Source organism: Streptomyces sp. NPDC050548 (assembly GCF_044457385.1).
Classification (GTDB): domain Bacteria; phylum Actinomycetota; class Actinomycetes; order Streptomycetales; family Streptomycetaceae; genus Streptomyces.
Map to the genome: position 1 here is coordinate 160,603 of NZ_JBITGV010000002.1, position 21,034 is coordinate 181,636.

Annotated in this window: 19 protein-coding genes; 15 read left to right on the forward strand and 4 right to left on the reverse strand. The window is 70.8% G+C overall.

The window, feature by feature from the left end; all coding sequences use genetic code 11:
• Positions 1 to 33 precede the first annotated feature (33 nt).
• The 7 genes from glgA (at position 34) to ACIBJH_RS06590 (ending at position 10,928) form a co-directional block, all read left to right on the forward strand.
• The gene (gene glgA / locus ACIBJH_RS06560) at positions 34 to 1,185 is read left to right on the forward strand and encodes a glycogen synthase (RefSeq protein ID WP_399115729.1); all 1,152 of its coding nucleotides are present in this window, start codon (positions 34 to 36) and stop codon (positions 1,183 to 1,185) included.
• A gap of 51 nt (positions 1,186 to 1,236) precedes the next feature.
• A complete protein-coding gene (gene glgC / locus ACIBJH_RS06565) occupies positions 1,237 to 2,457 on the forward strand; it encodes a glucose-1-phosphate adenylyltransferase (protein ID WP_201049710.1) in 1,221 nt (406 codons plus the stop codon).
• A gap of 143 nt (positions 2,458 to 2,600) precedes the next feature.
• Positions 2,601 to 5,213 carry a PA14 domain-containing protein gene (locus tag ACIBJH_RS06570; RefSeq protein WP_399115730.1) on the forward strand — a complete coding sequence of 871 codons (2,613 nt, stop codon included), beginning with the start codon at positions 2,601 to 2,603 and terminating at the stop codon, positions 5,211 to 5,213.
• Positions 5,214 to 5,230: 17 nt separating this feature from the next.
• Positions 5,231 to 7,540 (forward strand): GH92 family glycosyl hydrolase, encoded by a 2,310-nt coding sequence (locus ACIBJH_RS06575; RefSeq protein WP_399115731.1) that lies wholly within the window; start codon positions 5,231 to 5,233, stop codon positions 7,538 to 7,540.
• 155 nt (positions 7,541 to 7,695) lie between these two features.
• Positions 7,696 to 9,021, forward strand: coding sequence for a wax ester/triacylglycerol synthase family O-acyltransferase (locus tag ACIBJH_RS06580; protein WP_399115732.1), 1,326 nt, complete (start codon positions 7,696 to 7,698; stop codon positions 9,019 to 9,021).
• A gap of 106 nt (positions 9,022 to 9,127) precedes the next feature.
• Entirely contained in the window at positions 9,128 to 10,621 is a 1,494-nt protein-coding gene (locus ACIBJH_RS06585; RefSeq protein ID WP_399115733.1) for an SDR family NAD(P)-dependent oxidoreductase, read from the forward strand.
• A 73-nt stretch (positions 10,622 to 10,694) separates the two neighbouring features.
• On the forward strand, positions 10,695 to 10,928 hold the full coding sequence (locus tag ACIBJH_RS06590; protein ID WP_399115734.1) for a hypothetical protein: 234 nt from the start codon (positions 10,695 to 10,697) through the stop codon (positions 10,926 to 10,928).
• Positions 10,929 to 10,937: 9 nt separating this feature from the next.
• Here the strand turns inward: ACIBJH_RS06590 and ACIBJH_RS06595 are convergent, their stop codons facing one another.
• Entirely contained in the window at positions 10,938 to 11,747 is an 810-nt protein-coding gene (locus tag ACIBJH_RS06595) for an SDR family oxidoreductase (RefSeq protein ID WP_399115735.1), read from the reverse strand.
• A 25-nt stretch (positions 11,748 to 11,772) separates the two neighbouring features.
• A complete protein-coding gene (locus ACIBJH_RS06600; protein ID WP_399115736.1) occupies positions 11,773 to 12,348 on the reverse strand; it encodes an HD domain-containing protein in 576 nt (191 codons plus the stop codon).
• Positions 12,349 to 12,452: 104 nt separating this feature from the next.
• Here ACIBJH_RS06600 and ACIBJH_RS06605 point away from each other — a divergent pair, with 104 nt between their 5' ends.
• From ACIBJH_RS06605 to ACIBJH_RS06615, 3 genes are all read left to right on the forward strand, one after another.
• Positions 12,453 to 12,698 (forward strand): MarR family winged helix-turn-helix transcriptional regulator, encoded by a 246-nt coding sequence (locus tag ACIBJH_RS06605; RefSeq protein WP_399115737.1) that lies wholly within the window; start codon positions 12,453 to 12,455, stop codon positions 12,696 to 12,698.
• A gap of 274 nt (positions 12,699 to 12,972) precedes the next feature.
• Positions 12,973 to 13,266 (forward strand): DUF1330 domain-containing protein, encoded by a 294-nt coding sequence (locus tag ACIBJH_RS06610; RefSeq protein ID WP_399115738.1) that lies wholly within the window; start codon positions 12,973 to 12,975, stop codon positions 13,264 to 13,266.
• A 415-nt stretch (positions 13,267 to 13,681) separates the two neighbouring features.
• A complete protein-coding gene (locus tag ACIBJH_RS06615) occupies positions 13,682 to 14,449 on the forward strand; it encodes a dienelactone hydrolase family protein (protein WP_399115739.1) in 768 nt (255 codons plus the stop codon).
• A 153-nt stretch (positions 14,450 to 14,602) separates the two neighbouring features.
• Here ACIBJH_RS06615 and ACIBJH_RS06620 read toward each other — a convergent pair whose 3' ends face one another.
• Positions 14,603 to 15,238, reverse strand: a complete 636-nt coding sequence (locus ACIBJH_RS06620; protein WP_399115740.1) for a TetR-like C-terminal domain-containing protein — start codon at positions 15,236 to 15,238, stop codon at positions 14,603 to 14,605.
• A gap of 112 nt (positions 15,239 to 15,350) precedes the next feature.
• On the opposite strand from ACIBJH_RS06620, the gene ACIBJH_RS06625 reads away from it, so the two are divergent.
• The 5 genes from ACIBJH_RS06625 to ACIBJH_RS06645 all read left to right on the forward strand — a co-directional run bounded on the left by ACIBJH_RS06625 (position 15,351) and on the right by ACIBJH_RS06645 (position 19,531).
• Complete coding sequence (locus tag ACIBJH_RS06625; RefSeq protein ID WP_399115741.1) at positions 15,351 to 16,421, forward strand: alpha/beta hydrolase; 1,071 nt, start codon at positions 15,351 to 15,353, stop codon at positions 16,419 to 16,421.
• A gap of 294 nt (positions 16,422 to 16,715) precedes the next feature.
• Entirely contained in the window at positions 16,716 to 16,985 is a 270-nt protein-coding gene (locus ACIBJH_RS06630; protein WP_399115743.1) for a response regulator transcription factor, read from the forward strand.
• Positions 16,969 to 18,537: an alpha/beta hydrolase gene (locus ACIBJH_RS06635; protein WP_399115744.1), complete on the forward strand. Its 1,569-nt coding sequence runs from the start codon at positions 16,969 to 16,971 to the stop codon at positions 18,535 to 18,537. The genes ACIBJH_RS06630 and ACIBJH_RS06635 overlap by 17 nt, the downstream gene beginning before the upstream one ends.
• A 271-nt stretch (positions 18,538 to 18,808) precedes the next feature.
• Positions 18,809 to 18,982, forward strand: a complete 174-nt coding sequence (locus ACIBJH_RS06640; protein WP_399115745.1) for a hypothetical protein — start codon at positions 18,809 to 18,811, stop codon at positions 18,980 to 18,982.
• A 66-nt stretch (positions 18,983 to 19,048) separates the two neighbouring features.
• Complete coding sequence (locus ACIBJH_RS06645; protein ID WP_399115746.1) at positions 19,049 to 19,531, forward strand: GNAT family N-acetyltransferase; 483 nt, start codon at positions 19,049 to 19,051, stop codon at positions 19,529 to 19,531.
• 17 nt (positions 19,532 to 19,548) lie between these two features.
• Here the strand turns inward: ACIBJH_RS06645 and ACIBJH_RS06650 are convergent, their stop codons facing one another.
• A complete protein-coding gene (locus tag ACIBJH_RS06650; protein ID WP_399115747.1) occupies positions 19,549 to 20,892 on the reverse strand; it encodes an amidase in 1,344 nt (447 codons plus the stop codon).
• Between the last annotated feature and the right edge of the window lie 142 nt (positions 20,893 to 21,034).

Below are 21,034 nucleotides of genomic sequence, written 5' to 3' on the forward strand. Positions count from 1 at the left end.
GTGCAATCAGCCGCCGAGATCAAGGGGTTACGGGTGCGAGTGGGACTGCTGACCCGGGAGTACCCGCCGGATGTGTACGGCGGCGCGGGTGTCCATGTGGAGTTCCTGGCCCGGGAGTTGAGGCCCCTGGTCGACCTGGACGTGCACTGCTGGGGCGAGGGCCGCACGGAGGGCGTCGTACGCCACCGCTCCTGGCCGACCCTGGACGGCGCCAACGACGCCCTGCGCACCTTCTCCGTGGACCTCTCCATGGCCGCCGCCCTGGAAGGCCGCGAGCTCGTCCACTCGCACACCTGGTACGCCAACCTCGCCGGCCACTTCGCCAAGCTCCTCTACGGCGTCCCGCACGTGATGACCGCCCACTCCCTGGAGCCGCTGCGCCCCTGGAAGGCCGAGCAGCTCGGCGGCGGCTACGCCCTCTCCAGCTGGGCCGAGCGCACCGCGATCGAGGCCGCGGACGCCGTGGTCGCCGTGTCGGGAGCCATGCGCGAGGACATCCTCGCCTGCTACCCGTCGCTGGACCCCGCCACGGTGCGGGTCATCCACAACGGCATCGACACCACGCTCTACCGCCCCGACCACGGCACGGACGTGCTCACCCGGCTCGGCATCGACCCCGACCGCCCCTACGTCCTGTTCGTCGGCCGCATCACCCGCCAGAAGGGCGTGCCCCATCTGCTGCGCGCGGTGCGCGACCTCGACCCGGCGGCGCAGGTCGTGCTGTGCGCGGGGGCGCCCGACACGCCGGAGATCGACCGCGAGTTCCGCGACCTCTTCGAGGAGCTGAGCCGGGTCCGCGAGGGCGTGCACTGGATTCCCCAGATGCTGCCCCGCCCGGAGGTCATCCAGCTCCTCACCCACGCCACCGTGTTCGCCTGCCCGTCGGTCTACGAGCCGCTGGGGATCGTGAACCTGGAGGCGATGGCCTGCGGTACGGCCGTGGTCGCCTCCCGGGTCGGGGGCATCCCCGAGGTGGTGGCGGACGGCGAGACCGGCCTGCTGGTGTCCGTCGAGGAAAACTTCGAGGAGAACCTGGCGTCGGCACTCGACTCCGTGCTCGCCGACCCGGAGACTGCGAAGCGCATGGGCGAGGCAGGGCGGAAGCGCGCGGTGGGCGAGTTCGGCTGGGACGCCGTGGCGCTGCGTACCGCGCGGCTCTACGAGGAGATCCTCAAACAGGCTTAGTGTGCGCTGCTCAGGGGCAGGCTGGGGTCAACCAGGGTGAGGGGAGCGGCCATGCGTCGTGGCGGACCTTCGGTGCTCGGGATCGTACTGGCGGGCGGTGAGGGCAAGCGGCTGATGCCCTTGACCGCCGACCGGGCCAAACCCGCTGTCACCTTCGGCGGAACGTACCGCCTCGTGGATTTCGTACTGTCCAATCTCGTCAACGCCGACATCCTGCGCATCTGCGTCCTCACGCAGTACAAGTCGCACTCGCTGGACCGCCACATCACCACCACGTGGCGCATGTCCAGCCTGCTCGGCAACTACGTCACACCGGTCCCGGCACAGCAGCGCCTGGGCCCGCGCTGGTACCTCGGTAGCGCGGACGCGATCCTCCAGTCGCTGAACCTGATCTACGACGAGCGCCCCGAGTACGTCGCGGTCTTCGGCGCCGACCACGTGTACCGGATGGACCCCCGGCAGATGCTCGCCCAGCACATCGACAGCGGCGCGGGCGTCACCGTGGCCGGAATCCGCGTCCCGCGCGCGGAGTCCTCGCAGTTCGGCGTGATCACCCCGGGCTCGGACGGCCAGACGGTCGAGCGCTTCCTGGAGAAGCCCGCCGACCCGCCGGGCCTGGTCGACGACCCCGAGTGCGTCTACGCCTCGATGGGCAACTACATCTTCACCACCAAGACCCTGATAGAGGCCCTCCAGCGGGACGCCGAGGACATCGGCTCGGTGCACGACATGGGCGGCTCGATCCTGCCCGCGCTCACCGACCGGGGCGAGGCCGCGCTGTACGACTTCAGCGCCAACCACGTCCCCGGCGAGACCACCCGCGACCAGGGCTACTGGCGGGACGTCGGCACTCTGGACGCCTACTACGACGCCCACATGGACCTCATCGCCGAGCGCCCCGCCTTCAACCTCTACAACCGCAACTGGCCGATCTACACCCACTCCGGCCAGCTCTCCCCGGCGCGCTTCAACGCCGGCGGCATGGCCAGCGAGTCGATCATCAGCTCCGGGTGCCTCATCCGCGGCCAGGTCACGCGCTCGGTGCTGTCCCCGGGCGTGGTGGTCGACCCCGGAGCCGTCGTCCAGGGCTCGATCCTGCACGACAACGTCCACATCGGGCGAGGTGCGGTGGTCCGGGGCGCGGTCCTGGACAAGAACGTCGAGGTACCGCCGGGCGCGACGATCGGGGTCAACCCGGAGCGTGACGCCGACCTGTACACGGTCTCCAAGGGCGGCGTCATCGCCCTGGGCAAGGGCCAACTGGTCACGTAGGGACGGACATCGGCCCCGGTGCGTCCCGACCGCACCGGGGCTTTGCCGTGCCATGACCCAGGCTTGTCATGTCCCTGGACGGAAGGCGGAATCCGTGTTGTCATGCCAACTGCTGCCCATGACAACGTTGTTATGGAGGTTCCGTGCGCATCAGACGTCTCAGAGACCGACTCGCGTTACTGCTCGCGCTGGCCCTCGGCATCGCCGCCCTGGCCGCCGTCCCCACCGCGAACGCCGCCGCCGACGACCCCGTCGAGATCCATGGCCTGAAGGGCGAGTACTACACCCAGTCCGCCCCCGGCGCCTTCGATTTCGCCGACCTCAAGGCCACCGGCGTCGACCCGAACCTCGACTTCGACAACCTCGAACCCCGACTCGCCTTCACCACCGGCCAGTCCGACGACGTCAGCATCCGCTGGACCGGAAAGATCGTCCCGACGAAGACCGGCCCCCACACCTTCTCGATCATCGGCGACAACGGCTTCCGCCTCTGGATCGGCGGACAGCTCCTCATCGACCACTGGGTCGACGACTGGGACCACGAACAGACCGCCGCTCCCGTCGAGTTGACCGCCGGTACGGCCTACGACATCAAGGTCGAGTACTTCGAGCACTACGGCGGCTCCAACCTCCACCTCCGCTGGACCGAACCCGGCGGCACCAAGGTTCCCGTCCCGCAGTCGGCCTTCCGCCTCCCCGACGGCTACGACTACGACGGTGCCCTCGCCACCACGGTCACCAGCACCGGCCGCACCCTGAAACTCGACTTCGCCCAGCCCCTCGCCACACCCCCGGCCGACCTCACCGACCATCTCGAAGCGGTGATCGGCGGCGCCAAGTGGCCCTTGGGGACGGCCCAGTTGGACCCGGCAGACGCGCGAACCCTGATCGTCCCCCTCGCCGAACCCGTCGTGGGCAACAAGACGGGTACCGCCCCCGGCACGGCCGACATCCGCTACGACGGCGAAGCCGGCCTCACCGCGTCCAATGGCAACGTTATCAACGCGTTCTGGAGCACCGGCCCGAACCACTCCACCCACGAACTGCGCACCCAGTGGGCCGACCAGGTCGGCCCGCACAACGCCCTCCCCGAGTACCCCCGCCCCCAGCTCACCCGCACCGACTGGCGCAACCTCAACGGCAGTTGGCAGTTCGCGGCGGCCACAGCGGGCGAACAGCCGCCGGTCGGCCGTGACCTCGCCGAGCGCATCCTCGTCCCGTACCCCGTCGAGTCCCAGCTCTCCGGCCTGGAACGGCACGAGGACCGCATGTGGTACCGCCGCACCTTCACCGTCCCCGCCGACTGGAGGATCGGCTCGGGCAAGCGCCTGATGCTCAACTTCGGTGCCGTCGACTGGCGGGCCGAGGTCTACGTCAACGGCACCAAGGTCACCGAACACCAGGGCGGCTACGACAAGTTCGGCGCCGACGTCACCGACGCCCTGAAGCCCGGCCGCACCCAGGAGTTGATCGTCGGCGTCTACGACCCCACCGACGCGGCCGACGGCGAGAACCCCCCGATCGGCAAGCAACGCCTCGACCCGAGCGGCATCTGGTACACCCCGACCTCCGGTATCTGGCAGACGGTCTGGATGGAACCGGTCACCACCGACCACGTCGACTCCCTCAAACTCACCCCGGACGTCACCAGGAGCCAACTCACCGTCGAGGCACAGGGAGTCCGGGACGGCCTACCGATCACGGCGACGGCGTACGACGGAAAGCGCGAGGTCGCGACAGCACACGGCCGCACCGGCGACCCGCTCACCCTGACCCTCACGAACCCCCAACTCTGGTCGCCCGACAACCCGTTCCTCTACGACCTGAAGGTCACCGTCGGCAAGGACCGCGTCGGAAGCTACTTCGGGATGCGCTCGATCGCCGTCGAGAAGGTGAACGGCGTCCCGCGCACGGTCCTCAACGGCAAGCCCGTCTTCATGATGGCCACCCTCGACCAGGGCTTCTGGCCCGACGGTCTCTACACCGCTCCGACCGACGAGGCGCTCGCCCATGACCTCAAGGTGCACAAGGAGTTGGGCTTCAACGCGGTGCGCAAGCACATCAAGGTCGAGCCCGACCGCTGGTTCTACTGGGCCGACCGGCTCGGCCTCATGGTGTGGCAGGACATGCCCGCGATGACCGCCGGGGTGAACCCGTCGCCCGCCGCCCGCGCGGAGTACGAGCGCGAGCTGAAGCAGATGATCGACCAGCACATCAGCAGCCCGTCGATCGTCATGTGGGTGACGTTCAACGAGGGTTGGGGCCAGTACGACGAGGCCCGCATCGCCGACCAGGCGAAGGCCTGGGACCCCACGCGGCTCGTCAACAGCATGTCCGGCATCAACCTCGGCGTGGACGGCGGCACCGGCGACATCATCGACGAGCACGGCTATCCCAGCCCCGCCCTCCCACCCCACCCGGACGGTCAACGCGCCCTGGTCAGCGGCGAGTACGGCGGTCTCGGACTCGCGGTCCCCGGCCACGCCTGGTCGGTCCAGCAGTCGTACGTCGATGTCGACCCGGCCGCCTACACCGACGACTACCTCGCCAAGCTCGCCGAGGTGCGCGCCCTGACCTGCCAGGGGAGCAACGGCGCGGTCTACACGCAGATCTCGGACGTCGAGGGCGAGTTGAACGGCCTGATGACGTACGACCGGCGGGTCCTCAAGCCCGACGCGCAACGGGTGAAGGCCGCTCAGCAAGCCCTGATCCGTGACGCCTCGCAGGCGACGCCCGCAGGGTGCCCCACCACCTGAACTCCTCTGGAGGACCCATGAGATGGACCCGACGCCTGCGGTTGTGCGTGGCGGGGGCGGTGGCAGTGTCCGCGCTGTTCGCCGCCCCCGCGACAGCCTCTGCCCATGCTCAACTCACCGACCTGGTCAACCCGTTCATCGGTACCGAGAACGACGGCAACACCTATCCCGGCGCCGCCGTGCCCTTCGGCATGGTGCAGTTCTCGCCGGACACCGGCCACAACACCGGCTACGACTACTCCCAGAACCACATCCGCGGCTTCTCCCTCGTGCACCTCTCCGGCGTCGGCTGCGGGCTCGGCGGCGACTTGCCCGTACTGCCCACGACCGGCGAGGTGACGCAGACGGACTACGCCCGGTACGCGGCCGAGTTCAGCCACGACGACGAGCACGCGAGCCCCGGCTACTACCAGGTCGGCCTGAAAACCGGCATCGAGGCCGAACTGACGGCGACCGCGCGCACCGGCGTCCAGCGCTACACCTTCCCGGCCACCGACAAGGCCAACGTCCTGCTCAACGCGGCCCAGTCGCTGCACAGCGGCGTCGCCTCGAAGGTCGATGTCCTCGACAACCGGACCGTGCGCACCACCATCACCGGCCGAGGCTTCTGCCAGGACACCAAGCCGTACACCGTCTACACGATCACCCGCTTCGACCGGCCTTTCAACGCGTACGGCACCTGGAACGGTCCAACGGTGACCGCAGGTTCCAGGACCGGGAGCGGCGGCGCGTACGTCCGCTTCGACACGACGAAGGACCGTACGGTCGAGGCGACCACCGCCCTGTCGTACGTCGACGCGCACGGCGCGGCCCTCAACCTCCGTGCGGAGGGCGGGTGTTCCTTCGATGCGGTACGCCACCGGGCCCAACAGTCCTGGGAGGACCGGCTCGACGACGTCCGCGCACAGGGCGGTTCCGACAGCCTGCGCCGGACCTTCTACTCGTCCCTGTACCGGTCCTTCCTCGCGCCCAACATCGGCAGCGATGCCGACGGCCGCTACACCGGCTGGGACCAGCAGATCCACCGAGCGAAGGGCTTCACCTACTACCAGAACTGGTCCCTGTGGGACACCTACCGCACCCAGTCCCAGCTCCTCGCCCTCCTCGCACCCCGCGAGGCCCGCGACATGGCGATCTCGGTGATCAAGATCGACGAGGAGAGCGGCTGGCTGCCCAAGTGGGGCTACGGCACGGTCGAGACGAACATCATGACCGGCGACCCGGTGACGCCGTTCCTCACCAACGCATACCAGCAAGGCCTGTTGAAGGGGTACGAGGAGCGTGCCTACCGGGCGTTGAAGCAGAACGCCGACGGCGTGCCGCCCACCGAGTCGGCGGCGGTCGGGCGGGAGGCCAACAAGGAGTACATCGCGAACGGCTTCGCGCCGTACATCAAGGACCGCCCGCACGTGAAACCCGGTGACTCCGACTACGACCACGGGGCCTCGGCCACCCTGGAGTACGCCCTCTCGGACGCGATGCTCGCGCAGATGGCGCGCGATCTGGGCCACGGGGCCGATGCCGCACGCTATGCGGCCCGCGCGCAGAGCTACTGGAACATCTTCGACCCGTCGACCGGCTTCTTCCGCGCCCGTGACGCCTCCGGTGCCTTCGTCGGTCCGGCCGACCCGGCGCAGAGCGAGGGCTTCCACGAGGGCACGTCCTGGCAGTACCAGTGGCTCGTCCCGCAGGACCTGCCCGGCATGGTCGACCTCATCGGCGGGCAACAGGCGGCCAACCGGCGACTGGACTCGTTCTTCGCCTACGACCAACTGCTCGCCGACCCGACGAAGACGGCCCGCGAGGTGTGGGTCAACGGGCCGTACGACTACTACAACGCGGACAAGTACAACCCGCAGAACGAGCCCGACCTGATCGCCCCGTACACCTACCTGTCGACCGGACAGCCGTGGAAGACGACCGACGTCGTCCATGCCGCGCTGACCCTGTTCACGGACGGCCCGACCGGCATGACCGGCAACGACGACCTCGGCACGATGTCCGCCTGGAACGTCCTGTCGTCGATCGGGATCTTCCCGGTCCAGCCCGGCTACGACACCTGGGGCCTGTCCACGCCCGTCTTCGAGCGGGTCGACCTGACCCTGGACCGCCGCTACTACCCGCACGGCGCCCTCACCGTCACGGCGCCCGGCACCTCCGCCGGCGACCGCTACATCCAGGCGGCCCGGACGGACGGGACGTCGTACGACCGCACCTATCTGACGACCGGGCTGCTGAGGTCCGTACGGTCGCTGGACTTCACGGTCGGCCCGCACCCGTCGGAGTGGGGTACGTCACCCCAGGCGGGACCGCCGGCACTGAAGTGACCTCAGGCGCCACTGGAGTCCCGCCCCTCCCACGGGGGCGGGACCGGGGCCGGATGTAATCTGCTGTTAACTGTGCGTAGCTTGATCGTACTTGACCGTAATCGCTTGTCGGCGCTTGACTGCTTGCTCACCCCTAGTCGACGCGAGGCAAGCCTTTGACTTCCGATCTGCTCGCTCCCCTCGACCTGGCGTTCTGGAACATCGAGTCCGACCGGAACCCGATGCACCTGGGCGCACTCGGCGTCTTCTCGGCACACTCGCCGACCGCGGGCGCCCACGCCGCCGACCTTCTCGCCGCCCGCGCCGCCGCCGTCCCCGGGCTGCGGATGCGCATCCGGGACGTGTGGCGGCCGCTGTCCCTGTCCTTCGGGAGCGCCACCCGCGAGGAGGACCCCGACTTCGACCCGCTGCACCACGTCCGGCTGCACGCCCCGACCGCCGACTTCCAGGAGGTCGCGGGCCGGCTCATGGAACGCCCGCTGGAGCGCGGCCGGCCCCCGTGGGAGGCGCATGTGCTGCCGGGCGAGGACGGTGTCTCCTTCGCCGTGCTGTTCAAGTTCCACCACGCCCTGGCCGACGGACTGCGGGCGCTGACCCTCGCCGCCGCGATCCTCGACCCGATGGACATGCCCGAGCGGCGGCCCCGCCCCGAGGAGCCCGCGCGCGGCCTCCTGCCCGATGTGCGCAAGCTGCCCGGGCTGCTGCGGGGTGCCCTGTCCGACGTCGGCCGGGCTCTCGACATCGGGGCGTCCGTCGCCCGCTCCACGCTCGACGTCCGCTCGTCGGCGGCGCTGGCCTCCGAGCCGTCGGGCACCCGCCGTACCGCCGGAGTCGTCGTCGACCTCGACGACGTGCACCGGATCCGCAAGACCGTCGGCGGCACCGTCAACGACGTGCTCATCGCCGTCGTCGCGGGCGCTCTGCGCCGCTGGCTCGACGAACGCGGTGACGGCAGCGAGGGCGTCGCGCCCCGCGCCCTGATCCCCGTCTCCAAACGCCGCCCGCGCAGTGCGCAGCCGCAGGGCAACCGGCTCTCCGGGTACCTGATACGGCTGCCCGTCGACGACCCCGACCCGCTCGGGCGGCTCGACTCGGTGCGCGCGGACATGGACCGCAACAAGGACGCGGGCCCCAACCGGGGCGCGGGCGCCGTCGCCCTGCTCGCCGACCACGTACCGGCGCTCGGCCACCGGCTCGGCGGACCGTTCGCCGCCCAGGCCGCCCGGCTCTGGTTCGACATCCTCGTCACCAGCGTCCCGCTGCCGAGCATCGGTCTGAAGCTCGGCGGCAACCCGGTCACCGCGGTCTTCCCGTACGCCCCGCTGGCCCGCGGGCAGTCCCTCGCGGTGGCCGTCTCCACCTTCCGGGGACACGTCCACTACGGCCTTGTCGCGGACGCGGCGGCCGTACCGGATCTCGATCTGTTCGCCCGTGCGCTCACCGAGGAGGTGGAGACGCTCATCACCGCCTGCGGGTCGTGACGCGGAACGAGTTTGGTGCTGCGGCCCGGCGCTCCGTAAAATTCCCTGTTCGACGGCCGGTGCGCTCTGAGCGCCGCCGCGGACGACCCAAGGAAACGGCAGCGCGATGACGGTGACAGAGAACGGCTCCACGACCCCGGACGAGGTCGTGTACGGGCCCGGCATCGACCCCGAGCGGCTGGCCGTCTGCCTCAGCGTGCTCGACGAGCTGGAGAAGATCGACGTCGACCACCCCGACGCGATCACCGTGCGCCGGGCCACCGCGGGCATCTACCGCAGCGTCAAGCAGCGCCGCCGCCAGGAGCGCCGGGCCGCGAAGACCGCGCACGACAAGGCCGTCACCGAGTCCACCGCGACCGGCTCCGCGCAGCGCATCGACGACGAGACCGAGGGTCTGCTCCCGTCGTCGGTGACGGAGGAGGGCCGGATCGCCGGGATCCTGCAGCGCCCGCGCTCCTGCTACACCTGCAAGACCCGGTACGTGGAAGTCGACTACTTCTACCACCAGCTCTGTCCCGACTGCGCCCGCCTGAACCGCGAGAAGCGCGACGTCCACGCCGACCTCACCGGCAAGCGCGCGCTGCTCACCGGCGGTCGCGCCAAGATCGGCATGTACATCGCGCTGCGGCTGCTGCGCGACGGCGCCCACACGACGATCACCACGCGCTTCCCGAAGGACGCCATCCGCCGCTTCAAGGCCATGGACGACTCCGCGGACTGGCTGCACCGCCTGGAGGTCGTCGGCATCGACCTGCGCGACCCGGCCCAGGCCGTCGCCCTCGCCGACCAGATGGCAGAGGCCGGCCCGCTCGACATCCTGATCAACAACGCGACCCAGACCGTACGGCGGCTGCCCTCCGCCTACGCCGCCCTCGTCGACGGCGAGAGCGCCCCGCTGCCCGCCGGTGAGCTGCCCGCCCACCACGTGATCGGCGCCTTCGGCTCCGGAGCGGTGGACGGCCTCGCCGCGCTGCCCGTCGGCATCAGCGGCCTCGACGCCCAGCAGGTCGCCGACCTCGCCCTGGTCGCCGGCAACGCCAGCGTCGCCCGGCACCTGGACGGCACGGCCATCGACGCCGGCGGTCTGGTCCCCGACGTGGTCGACACCAACACCTGGGTGCAGACCATCGAGCAGATCTCCCCGGTGGAACTCCTTGAGACCCAACTCTGCAACTACACCGCGCCGTTCATCCTGATCAGCAAGCTCCGCCCGGCCATGGCCGCCGCCGCAAAGGCCGCGACCAGCGGACGCGCGTACATCGTCAACGTCTCCGCGATGGAGGGTGTCTTCGGCCGCGGCTACAAGGGCGCCGGACACCCGAACACCAACGCCGCCAAGGCCGCGATGAACATGGTGACCCGCACCAGCGGCCAGGAGATGTTCCAGACCGACGGCATCCTCATGACCTCCGTCGACACCGGCTGGATCACCGACGAACGCCCCCACTACGACAAGCTCCGCCTCGCCGAGGAGGGCTTCCACGCACCGCTCGACCTGGTCGACGGGGCGGCCCGGGTTTACGATCCGATTGTGTGCGGCGAGCAGGGCGAGGACCTGTACGGCGTCTTCCTCAAGGACTACGCGCCCGGTAAGTGGTAACCCGCCGCTCCGGGCACGAGGCCCGGTGACCGCCGGGTCCCGGCCCTGGTGAACACCGCGCGAGGAGGTTCCCATGGCCAGTGCGCACGGCATCGATCCAAGGGCCTTCAAGGACCCGCGCAACCACTATGCGACCGACGACCAGTTCTACGCGAGCGACCGCCCGGCCCATCCCGTCCTGCCGGAGGACCGCCCGCGCGGCGGCGGGCCCGCGGCCACGGTCAGGCACCGTGGCACCTGGGCCACCGTCGCTCTCGTCGCCGGGATCGTCCTGCTGATCCTCGTGGGGATCGCCCTGTTCCCGTGAACGAGTCGCTCATGAGTGCGGCGGCCCCGCCGCCCTCAGCCGGTCGTGGACGGCGTACCCGCCCGACGTGTACGCCGCCCGCACCCGGGTCCCGCCGTCCACCAACAGATCCGCCCCGGTGATCCACTCGGCCCGGTCGGAGGCCAGCCACAGCACGGCCCGCGCTATGTCGGCCGGTTCCCCGATCCGGCCGAGCGGCAGGCCGGCGGCGACCTCCGCCTCGCCCGGCTCCCACACGAAGCGCGCCATCTCGGTGCGTACGAGCCCGGGGGAGACGGAGTTGACCCGCACCCCCGGCGCGAGTTCACCCGCGAGCTGCCGCGTGAGGTGAAGGAGCGCCGCCTTGCTGGTGGAGTACGCCCCCACGTTCGGCCCGACATGCCCGGCACCCTCGGTGCACACGTTGACCACCGCGCCGCCGTGCTCCCGCATCCACGCCCGCCACGCGCACTGCGTCAACCGCAGCGGCGCCTCGACGTTCACGGTGAACGCCGTCCGCCAGGCATCCGGATCGGCTTCCATCAGCGGGCCGTACGGCTGGTTCGTCGCCGCGTTGTTGACGACCACGTCGATCCGCCCGAAGGCGCGCAGCGCGAACTCGGCCAACTCCCTCGGGTGTTCGGGGGCGCCGACATCCCCGGCCAGTCCGACCCCGCCCAACTCCTCGGCGACGCGCGCCACTTCACCGGCGTCCCGCGCGCTCACGCACACCAGCGCCCCGGCCTCCGCGAACGCGTCGGCGACCGCGCGCCCGATCCCGCGCGTGCCCCCGGTGACCAGGACGGCCCGGCCCCGCAGACCGTACGACGACGACGTCATCGCCGTACGATCTCATGACGGACCGTCAGTCGACAGCCCCCAGGCGGGAGTTGGGCAGCCGTGAGTTTCGGGCGGCGACGATGCCCAGGACCGTGCGCCAGTCCTCCAGGACCCCGGCGTCGAGGCCGACGACCTTGGCCGCGTCGTCGGCCTGGCGGAGGGTGATGGCGTCGTCGGCGAGCGGATCGCGCTCGAAGGCGGCGGCCTCGGCGTGGGACATCGGGCCGCCCTGGGTGCGGAGCGTCAGGGTGCTCTGCGCGGAGAGGTCGTGGTCCGGTGAGACGGTGGCCAGGTAGCGCTTCGCGGGCACGTGCAGCCGGACCAGGTGGGCGACGCGGTCGCCGAGCAGGGCGTGGACCGCGTCCGCCGCGTGGTCGGCGTGTCCGGCGTCGTCACCGGGTTGCAGGAGATGCCCGATGTCGTGGACCAGGCCGGCGACCTGAAGTTCCTTGTCGGCGGGGCGACTTCGGCGCAGCAGCGCCGCCGTCTGCAGTGCGTGGTCGTGCAGATCGACCGGATCACCGCTCCGGTCCGGGGTGTCCCAGGCACCCCGGCAGGCGTACAGCAGGTCCATCAGCTCCTCGACGCTGCGCAACTCCATGCGTCAGTCCTCCCGCGAGACAGCCTGTGCGGAACGTCAGGAGATCATGGCGAGCTTTCGGCGCAGCCAACGGGACTTGAACTGCGCGACGCCTTCCCGGCGACATGAGCCTGACGTCCGCCGCCACCTTGGCCACCCTGGACAAGACCGGCCCGGGACGGAGCACCGATCTGGCGGTGGCCGAGGGCGTCACCCAGCCCGCGATGAGCGTCCTGGTCCGGGTGATGGAGGAATCCGGGCTGGTCGAGCGGAACGGCGCTCCGTCCGACAAGCGGGTCAAGCTGGTGTGCCTGACCGGGGCCGGCGCGTCGTACGTCCGGACGCGACACCAGGCGGGCGTCGACCCATGAGCACTGCCCCGATACGTTCTCCTGTTCGCCACCGCCCGGTCAACCTGGCCGGACTGCTCGCGGCCATGGGCGTGCTGGGCTTCGGCGTCGGCGGGTTCTCGGCCGCCATGCCGGGTGTCATCCTGGCCGTCACCCCCAAGCGCGAGACGTCGAGCGCCATCGGCGGTCTGGTCCTGGCGGCCGGCACCGCCACGGGCCGCCTCTTCCCGAACGACGACGCTCGTCCGAGACCAACCCGTAAGTCGGACGCACTCGTCCCGACACTGGAGGTTCCATGCCCAAGGGCTACTGGGTCAGCGCCTACCGCACCATTTCAGACCCTGAGAAGCTGGCTGCCTACAACAAGCTGGCCGCTGCGGCCGTCAAGGCCGGGGGCGGCCGGACCTTCGCCCGTGGCGGTCGGGTCGTGGCGTACGACGCCGGAATCGCCGAGCGCACCGTCCTGGTCGAGTTCGACAGCTTCGAGCAGGCCGTCGCGACGCACGAGAGCGCGGCCTACCAGGAGGCGCTGGCCGCCCTCGCTGACGGCGTCGAGCGCGACTTCCGCATCGTCGAAGGCATCGACTGACGATCGAGGCCGCGCCGGCGGCGAACACGAAGCCGACTGCGGGGCTCACCCCGGCTCGTCGGCGCACCGCACCGTCGCGAACAGCGTCAGACCAGTGGCATCGGCGGTCCGGGCGCGGGTCGCGGGCCGTAGGCGTGTGAGGGCGGGCAGGAGAGCCGGGTCGACTCGGCGCAGGCCGGCGGCGTCCGCGCGGCCCTTGCCCCGGACGGCCGCCTGGTCGCTCCCGAGGTGTGCTCGGCACCTGGGGCCGCCGCTTCGACGACCACCTCCTGCACGCTCCCGTCACCCACCGGCACCGCGACATGATTGCCCTCCGGGCCGACCGTGCAGGATGTGCTCGATCATCTCGAAGTCGGCTCTGCCGGTGGCAGAACACCAGCCGGACCGGGCTCGACGATCACTACAGTCCGGTCTCATGACGACGATCACGACGCGTACGGTCGCGTACCCGGCCGACGGTCTGACGATGATCGGGCACCTCGCGCTCCCGGCCGGTGTCGACCGCCGGCCCGCGGTGCTGGTCGGACCAGAGGGCATGGGGCTCAGCGACGTCGAGCGTCGCCGGGCCGACACTCTCGCCGAACTGGGATATATAGCGCTGGCCTTCGACCTGCACGGTGGGCGGTATTTGGGCGACCCCGAGGAGATGCTGGCCCGTTGCCTGCCACTGCTCGCCGACCCCGACCGGATGCGAGGCATCGGCCACGCGGCGCTCGACGTGTTGCGCTCCGAACCGCGGACCGACCCCGACCGGATCGCCGCCGTCGGCTACGGCACCGGGGGCGCCGTCGGGCTGGAACTCGGACGTGACGGCGTCGACCTGCGCGCGATCGGGACAGTCAACGCACTGACCACGGGCCGACCGGGCGAGGCAGCGCGCATCCGGTGCCCGGTGTGGGCCGGGGTCGGGTCGGAGGACCCGATCATGCCGCCCGCGCAACGGAACGCGTTCACCGCCGAGATGCAGGCCGCGGGCGTCGACTGGCGCCTCACGGTCTACGGCGGCGCCTTGCACGCCTTCCACCACCCGCCGGTCGATCACCCCACGGTTTCCGGCGTCGGCTACCACCCACGGCACGCGCGGCGAGCCTGGATTGACGTCGTCGACCTGCTCACCGAGTGCCTGCCCGTGACGGAGGATCTGGAGCACGCCCCAGGCCGGCATGCCGGCGCCGGGCACTGACAGTCCCCTCCCCTCAAGTCCGCGCAGCAGAACCGCGTTTGGGCGGATGCTCGATCGCGGAAACGCGTTCGCACGAACCACAAGTGATTGCGCTGCGCACCGGCGAACCGGCGCCGACCGGACCCGCCCGCCGGGGCGCGAAGCCGGTCCGTGTCATCGGGAGTCGGGCCGTGTGCGGGCGGAGCCCGGTCCGGACAGGCCGTGCAGGAGCGTGTCGACCAATCGCTCGATGCGGTCCTCCTCGATGGGTTGGCGGACGAGCAGCGCCCTGAAGTGCAGTGGTGCGACCAGCAGTTCGAGGGCGAGCTGGTGATCGGCGTCGGCTGCCAGCTCCTGGCGGTCGATGGCGCGGTCGACGATGATCCGGGTGACGTCGTAGCGGGTCTGCCAGAACTGGGCGCGGCTGTCGGCCAGTTGAGGATCTTCCTCGGCCGTGGCCAGTGCCTGGGCCAGCGCGGCGCCCAGGGGAGTGTTCAGGTAGGCCGCGATCAGGCGGGCCAGCGCGACCATGTCGTCGCGGAGGTTTCCGGTGTCGGGGACCGGTAGTTGTTCCTGGCTGTAGGACAGCAGCGCGTCCAGAACAAGGTTCTGCAGGGCGCCCCAGCGCCGCTGGATCGAGGTGGCGTGGACGCCCGACCGCCGGGCGATCTCGCTCATCGTCAAGCCGCTCGTGCCGGTCTCGGCGAGTGCTTCCAGGGTCGACCGCAGGACATCGGCGCGGACCCGCGCGGACCGGCCGCCCGGACGGCGGGACGTCTCGACCTGGTCGCTCGTCTCGTTCTTGCTCACGACATCACATTAACGCACAAATCTTGCGTTTGCGTCCGAGGGGGCATAGCGTCCACTAACGCAGGATGTCTGCGTTAGCGACTCTGTCGTCGAACGAACGGAAGGAACCGTCATGCCCTACCAATGGCCGCTGGACGCGTCGGAGCTGTTCGGCGAGCGGTATCCGCAGATGGCCAACACCGGGCTGCCGGTGGCCGACGTCGACGCCGTGCGGGCCGCGGTCACCGAGATGTGGGCGGACGCTCCGGGCGGGTGGGTCCATGAATGGTCGAAGCTGGCCGCGGCCTACGCCGACGCGGGGGCCCATGAGCAGGCTGCGCTGGCCTACGGGTGGGCGAAGTTCCCCGCCCTGGCCGACGAGAGCAAGCGCGTCGCGCTCGCCAAGCAACTGGAGCAGTACCGGCTCGCCGCTCCCGGCTTCGGGGTGCGGTTCGAGCGGTACGCGCTGGAACTGCCGTACCGAGGGGACACGATCACCGTCCCGGTCCACCTGCTCGCGCCCTTCGACCTTCCCGCCGGCCGGCCGGTGGTCCTCGCCAGCGGAGGTGTGGACAGCTGGAAGATGGATGTGCACGGGCTGATGGTGCTCCTCGCCACCCAACTGCGCGCCCGGGTGCTGGTGTTCGACATCGCGGGAACCGGCGAGTCGACGGTGCCGATGACCGGCTCCGGCGGCGCGGAGATGGTCACCGGGCTGATCGGGCACGCCCGGTCGCTGGGCAACGGCGTGGTGGCGCACCTGGGCATCTCGATGGGCGGGTACTTCTCGGCCCGATCGGGCCTCGGCGGTGAGGTCGACGCCGCCGTGGTGCTCGGCGGGCCGGTCGAAGCGGCGTTCACCGACGCGCGCAAGGACGCCTTCGGGATGGACGGGATCCTCGGCAACGCGATGGGCTTCGACGCGCCGCCCACCCCCGAGCAACTGGCCGCGGGCAGGGCCGAGTTCTCGCTGCGCCCGCTGCTCGACCAGGACCGCAACAGCCCCATGCTGGTGGTCAACGGCGCCGACGACGTCCATGTGCCCCAGCACGACACCCTGGTGTTCCAGGGGCGCCGCGACACCGACGTGAACCTCGTCCCCGACACCGGACACTGCGCGGTGAGCAAACTGCCCGAGGTGTTCCCGACGATCATCGGCTGGCTGGACCGCACGCTGGCCGCCACTGCGGAGACGGGCCGGTAAGCGGCCGTATCCCGGTCGGTCACGACTTCCGGGTGGCCCGGTGCGCGAACGCGGGCGGGAGGTCCGGTCGGACCGCGGTCGAGCGTTCCGACCGGCCGCAGCGGCAGGCCGGTTCGGCGGTGAAGTGACGGGCGGGTGGGGTCCAGGCCGCGTGGAGGTAGGCGAAGGTGGTGAACAGGCCATCGGGCGTGAGGACTTCGGTCGCGGCGTCCAGGATGCGTCCGCGCAGTTGCCGAGGTGTGTTCGATCGCGACGAGCCGTGCGGCGGGCGCGAGCCGGTCGAGGATCGCGTCGGTGAACACCCCGGTCCCCGGGCCGAGTTCGACCACGAGCCGGGCCTCCTCCGGACCGATGCCCTCCGTCATCGCGTACGCGGACCACCTCTTCATCGGGGAGACGACCGTCAAGATCCACCTCGGCCGGATCCTGACCAAACTCGGCCTCCCGGACCGTATCCACGCGGTGATCTTCGCCTGCGGGAGCGGGCTGGCACGGGTCGGGGACTGGGCGGCGACGCCCCGAAAATCGGATTACAGCCCCACGAGCGATGGCTACACCGAGTGACGTGATGCTCACGTTCCGCGTGGGAGTCGGAAGAGTGGTGGCCGCCGCTCTGCTGGCCATGGCCTCCCTCCCGACGACCGCGGTCGCCGTCCCGTCGACCCCGACCCCGATCACACCCACCGATCCGTCTCCGGACCACCGGCATCTCGTCTGGAAGACCTGTGCCCGCGGTCCCGACGACGACACCGGCAAGGCTCTCGACCAGGCCGGTGCCCAATGCGCCGACCTGACGGTCCCCCTGGACTACGCGACCCCCGGCGGCCGGACGATCGGCATCGCGGTGGCCCGCCTCCGGGCCACCGACCCCGCGCACCGCATCGGCACGCTCCTCTACAACATGGGCGGACCGGCGGATCCCGCGATCGAGTCCCTGTTGGCCGTCGGCGCGGCGATGGGGGAGACGGCCCGCCGCTACGACATCGTCGGCGTGGACCCGCGCTTCACCGGCCGCAACACACCACTCGACTGCGGCTGGCGGACCGAGACCTACTTCCGCTCGGCGGGACCGGACCGGGCGGGCTTCGAGCGTATGAGGGACTTCGAGCGCGGTCTCGCCGAGCAGTGCCGCGACCGGGCCTCAGCCCTTCTGCCCTACGTCTCGACGCGCAACGCGGCCCGTGACATGGACGCCGTCCGCGCCCGCCTCGGCGAGCGCCGGATCTCCTTCTACGGCGTTTCGTACGGCACCTATCTGGGTGAGGTCTACACGGCGATGTTCCCCGGCCGCACCGACCGTGTCGTCCTCGACGGCGTGCACGATCCGAGCCGCCTCGCGCCCTGGGCGGAGTACGGCACGGAACAGGTCAACGAGGACGCCCTGCGTCACTGGGCGGGCTGGGCGGCGGCCCACGACCGTACGTACGGGCTGGGCTCCACCGCCGACGCCGTGCTCGCCACCCTCGACGGCATCCAATCCGCGGCCGTCAGGCGGCCGTTGGCCATCGGCCCGTACCGGGTGGACCGGCATGCGGCGCCGCTGTTCGACTACGCGGTCCTGGGCGACGACACGGAGGAGGGGGACGCGCTCATCGCGGGTGTCTTCCGCACGCTCAAGCAGGCCGCCGACACCGGGCACGCCGAACCGGACGCGTTCCTCACCGCCTTCCTCGCGGCGACGCTGACCGGCGACGGCTCCGCGTACGGCAGCACCCAGACCGCGTACTTGTGCGCCGACACACCAGGACCGCGCGACACCGAGGTCCACTGGCGCGCGATCGAACGGACCCGGGCCCAGCACACGCTGTTCGGCCCGCTCCTCAACAACGTGACCCCGTGCTCCTTCTGGCCGCGGCCCAAGGAACGGCCGGTCACCAGCGTCCACAACAACATCCCGGCCCTCATGGTCAACGCCACCGGCGATCCCCGGGTGCCGTACTCGGAGGCCCGGCAGATGCACGCCAGGTGGCCCGCTTCCCGGCTCGTCACCGTCACCGGTTCCTACCGGCACGGGGTGTACGGCACCGACTACGGCGACACCTGCGTCAACGACACCGTCAACGTCTACCTCGCCACCGGCCGGCTTCCCGCGGCCGACCTGACGTGTTCCCCGTAGCGCGTGTCTATTATTTACCCCATGTTTTCAGCCCCATCGAGCGGCAGCCCGCTCATTTGGTTAACCTGAGGCAGACGGACAGCAACAAGGGGTCCCACCCACACCCATGGTCCGTCCCGGGGCAGGCCGTTCACAACGGCCCGCTCTCACACGAGTAACCGGCGCCACCGCGTCCGAACTGCCTTCAACCCACACCCGAGCGGGCCTCAGGTACCGGACCGGAGAACGGCCGGTATGCCCCGAGGGTGACCCGACACATAAGGAGTGCGCGGTGACACCAGAGACGACGAATCGCGAGCAACGCCCCAAGGAACCCACGGAGCGTACGGGCCACCGGTCCGACGAGCTCGGCAGCCTGGCCGTGTGGGCACGGTCCGCCCCCATCCGGCTCGCCGGCTACGAGGACGACCTCGCCGAGCCCCACATCCTGCCCAGCGTGGACTGACCCCTCAAGGGACCCCACGGGACCCATCGCGATCGCCGACAGCATGGGTGTGCGAAAATCGCGCCCATGCTGATCAGAGAAGCCGCGGCCGACGACTGGCCGCGGATCTGGCCTTTCTGGCACCGGATCGTCGCTGCCGGCGACACCTACACCTGGGCCCGGGACACCTCCGAAGAGGCGGCCCGGGCCCTGTGGACGTCCCCGCCCAAGCGCGTGTACGTCGCCGAGGACGAAAGCGGGACGATCGTCGGCTCCGCCTTCGTCACCCCCAACTACGGCGGGCCCGCCGCCGGCATCGCCAACGCCGGCTTCATGGTCGACCCCGACCATGGCGGCCGGGGCATCGGCCGCGCCCTCGCCGAACACATCCTCACCGCCGCCCGCGACCAGGGCTTCCGGGGCATGGTCTTCAACGCGGTCGTCGAGACCAACCCCGCCGTCAAGCTGTGGCAGTCCCTCGGCTTCACGATCCTGGGCACGGTGCCGGACGCCTTCGACCATCCCCGGGACGGCCGCGTGGGCCTGCACATCATGTACCGCGCCCTGTAGCCCTCTGGCAGGAACCCTCAGCCGAGCGGCGCCGTCCGCACCCACGGGCGCAGCTCCTCCAACTGCTCCGCCAGCTCCAGCAGCGCCGCCTCCGACCCCGGCCGCCCCACCAGCTGTACGGCACAGGGCGCGCCCGAGGGCAGCGTGCCGAACGGGACCGACATCGCGGGCCAGCCGGTGAGGTTCCACGGGGGAGTCATCGGCGAGTAGTTGGTGTTGGCCAGCACATTCCGCAGCCAGCCCCGCTCGTGCCACGGCCCGGCCTTGGGGGAGCGCCGGGCCAGGGCCGCCGTCAGCAGGATGTCGTGCTCGGCGAAGAACGGTGTGAGCCGTTCCCGCAGCCGCTCCCGGCTCTTCCCGGTGCGGACGCTGTTCACGAACCGGCGCCCGATCGCCGCGTGCACCCGGGTCCGCCGCGTCAGCTTGCGCGGGTCGAGCCCCGCCGCGTCCACGGCGGTGCCCGCCGTCCAGTGCGCGAGCGAGGTGGTGCTCAGCGACAGCGGATACGGCGGATCGGCGCGGTGCAGCGCGTGGCCCGCCTTGGCCAGCAGCCCGGCCGCCTCTCGGACGGCGGTCGTATACGGCTTGCTGACGGCGACCCCGGCGAGCGGGCTGCGCACGGAGACGGCGATCTTCCGGGAGGTGGGCTCGTCGGGGCGTACGACTTCGATGTCCGCGATGACCGAAAACATCAGCCGGGCGTCCTCGACGGTCGTCGCCAGGGGGCCGTTTTCGGACATTCCGAACCAGTCACCGTCGCCGATACCGGCGGGCACGACCCCGAACCCCGGCTTGATGGTGACCAGACCGCAGTTGGCCGCGGGTATGCGCAGCGAGCCCATGCCGTCATTGCCGAGCGCGATCGGCACCATCCCCGCCGCGACCGCAGCCGCACTGCCGCCCGACGAACCCCCTGCCGTACGGGCGGTGTCCCACGGGTTGCGGGCCGTGCCGTAGACACCCTCGGTGGTACCGAAGACACACAGCTCGGGCACGTTCGTCAGCCCCACGACCACCGCGCCCGCCGCCCGCAGCCGCGCCACGGTGACATGGTCGTGGTCGGCGGGCGTGTCCGGGGTCGCGGCCGAGCCCGCCCGGGTGGACTCGCCGGTCACGGCGAGGTTGTCCTTCACGGCCACCGGCACGCCCGCGAGCGGCAGTTCGGTCAGATCGGCCCGCGCACCCACCGCATCGGCCTCCGCGAGCGCGGCCTCGGCCCGCACCGCCCGGAACGCGCCGATCCGCCCGTCCAGCCGCTCGATCCGGGCGAGATGCTCGGCCACCACCTCACGCGGCGTGACCCGCTTCTCGCGTACGGCGGCGGAGATTTCGGTGGCGGTACGGCCGATCCAGCTGGTCACGGGCGCGCTCCTTCAATCTACTGGCGAGTACGTAGGGAGAACTGTGCCTCGGTCCAGGCGCCGCGTCGAGAGGCGACCGGCCTTGGACATTCGCTCCCCTCTTCTTGGACTTTTCACGAGCCGATGCCGGGCGGGTGCCGAC

Coding starts and splice junctions, on each gene's coding strand:
- glgC (WP_201049710.1), top strand. CDS start 1,237: ATGCGTCGTGGCGGACCTTCGGTGCTCGGGATCGTACTGGCGGGCGGT.
- ACIBJH_RS06575 (WP_399115731.1), top strand. CDS start 5,231: ATGAGATGGACCCGACGCCTGCGGTTGTGCGTGGCGGGGGCGGTGGCA.
- ACIBJH_RS06585 (WP_399115733.1), top strand. CDS start 9,128: ATGACGGTGACAGAGAACGGCTCCACGACCCCGGACGAGGTCGTGTAC.
- ACIBJH_RS06590 (WP_399115734.1), top strand. CDS start 10,695: ATGGCCAGTGCGCACGGCATCGATCCAAGGGCCTTCAAGGACCCGCGC.
- ACIBJH_RS06595 (WP_399115735.1), bottom strand. CDS start 11,747: ATGACGTCGTCGTCGTACGGTCTGCGGGGCCGGGCCGTCCTGGTCACC.
- ACIBJH_RS06600 (WP_399115736.1), bottom strand. CDS start 12,348: ATGGAGTTGCGCAGCGTCGAGGAGCTGATGGACCTGCTGTACGCCTGC.
- ACIBJH_RS06605 (WP_399115737.1), top strand. CDS start 12,453: ATGAGCCTGACGTCCGCCGCCACCTTGGCCACCCTGGACAAGACCGGC.
- ACIBJH_RS06610 (WP_399115738.1), top strand. CDS start 12,973: ATGCCCAAGGGCTACTGGGTCAGCGCCTACCGCACCATTTCAGACCCT.
- ACIBJH_RS06615 (WP_399115739.1), top strand. CDS start 13,682: ATGACGACGATCACGACGCGTACGGTCGCGTACCCGGCCGACGGTCTG.
- ACIBJH_RS06625 (WP_399115741.1), top strand. CDS start 15,351: ATGCCCTACCAATGGCCGCTGGACGCGTCGGAGCTGTTCGGCGAGCGG.
- ACIBJH_RS06635 (WP_399115744.1), top strand. CDS start 16,969: ATGGCTACACCGAGTGACGTGATGCTCACGTTCCGCGTGGGAGTCGGA.
- ACIBJH_RS06645 (WP_399115746.1), top strand. CDS start 19,049: ATGCTGATCAGAGAAGCCGCGGCCGACGACTGGCCGCGGATCTGGCCT.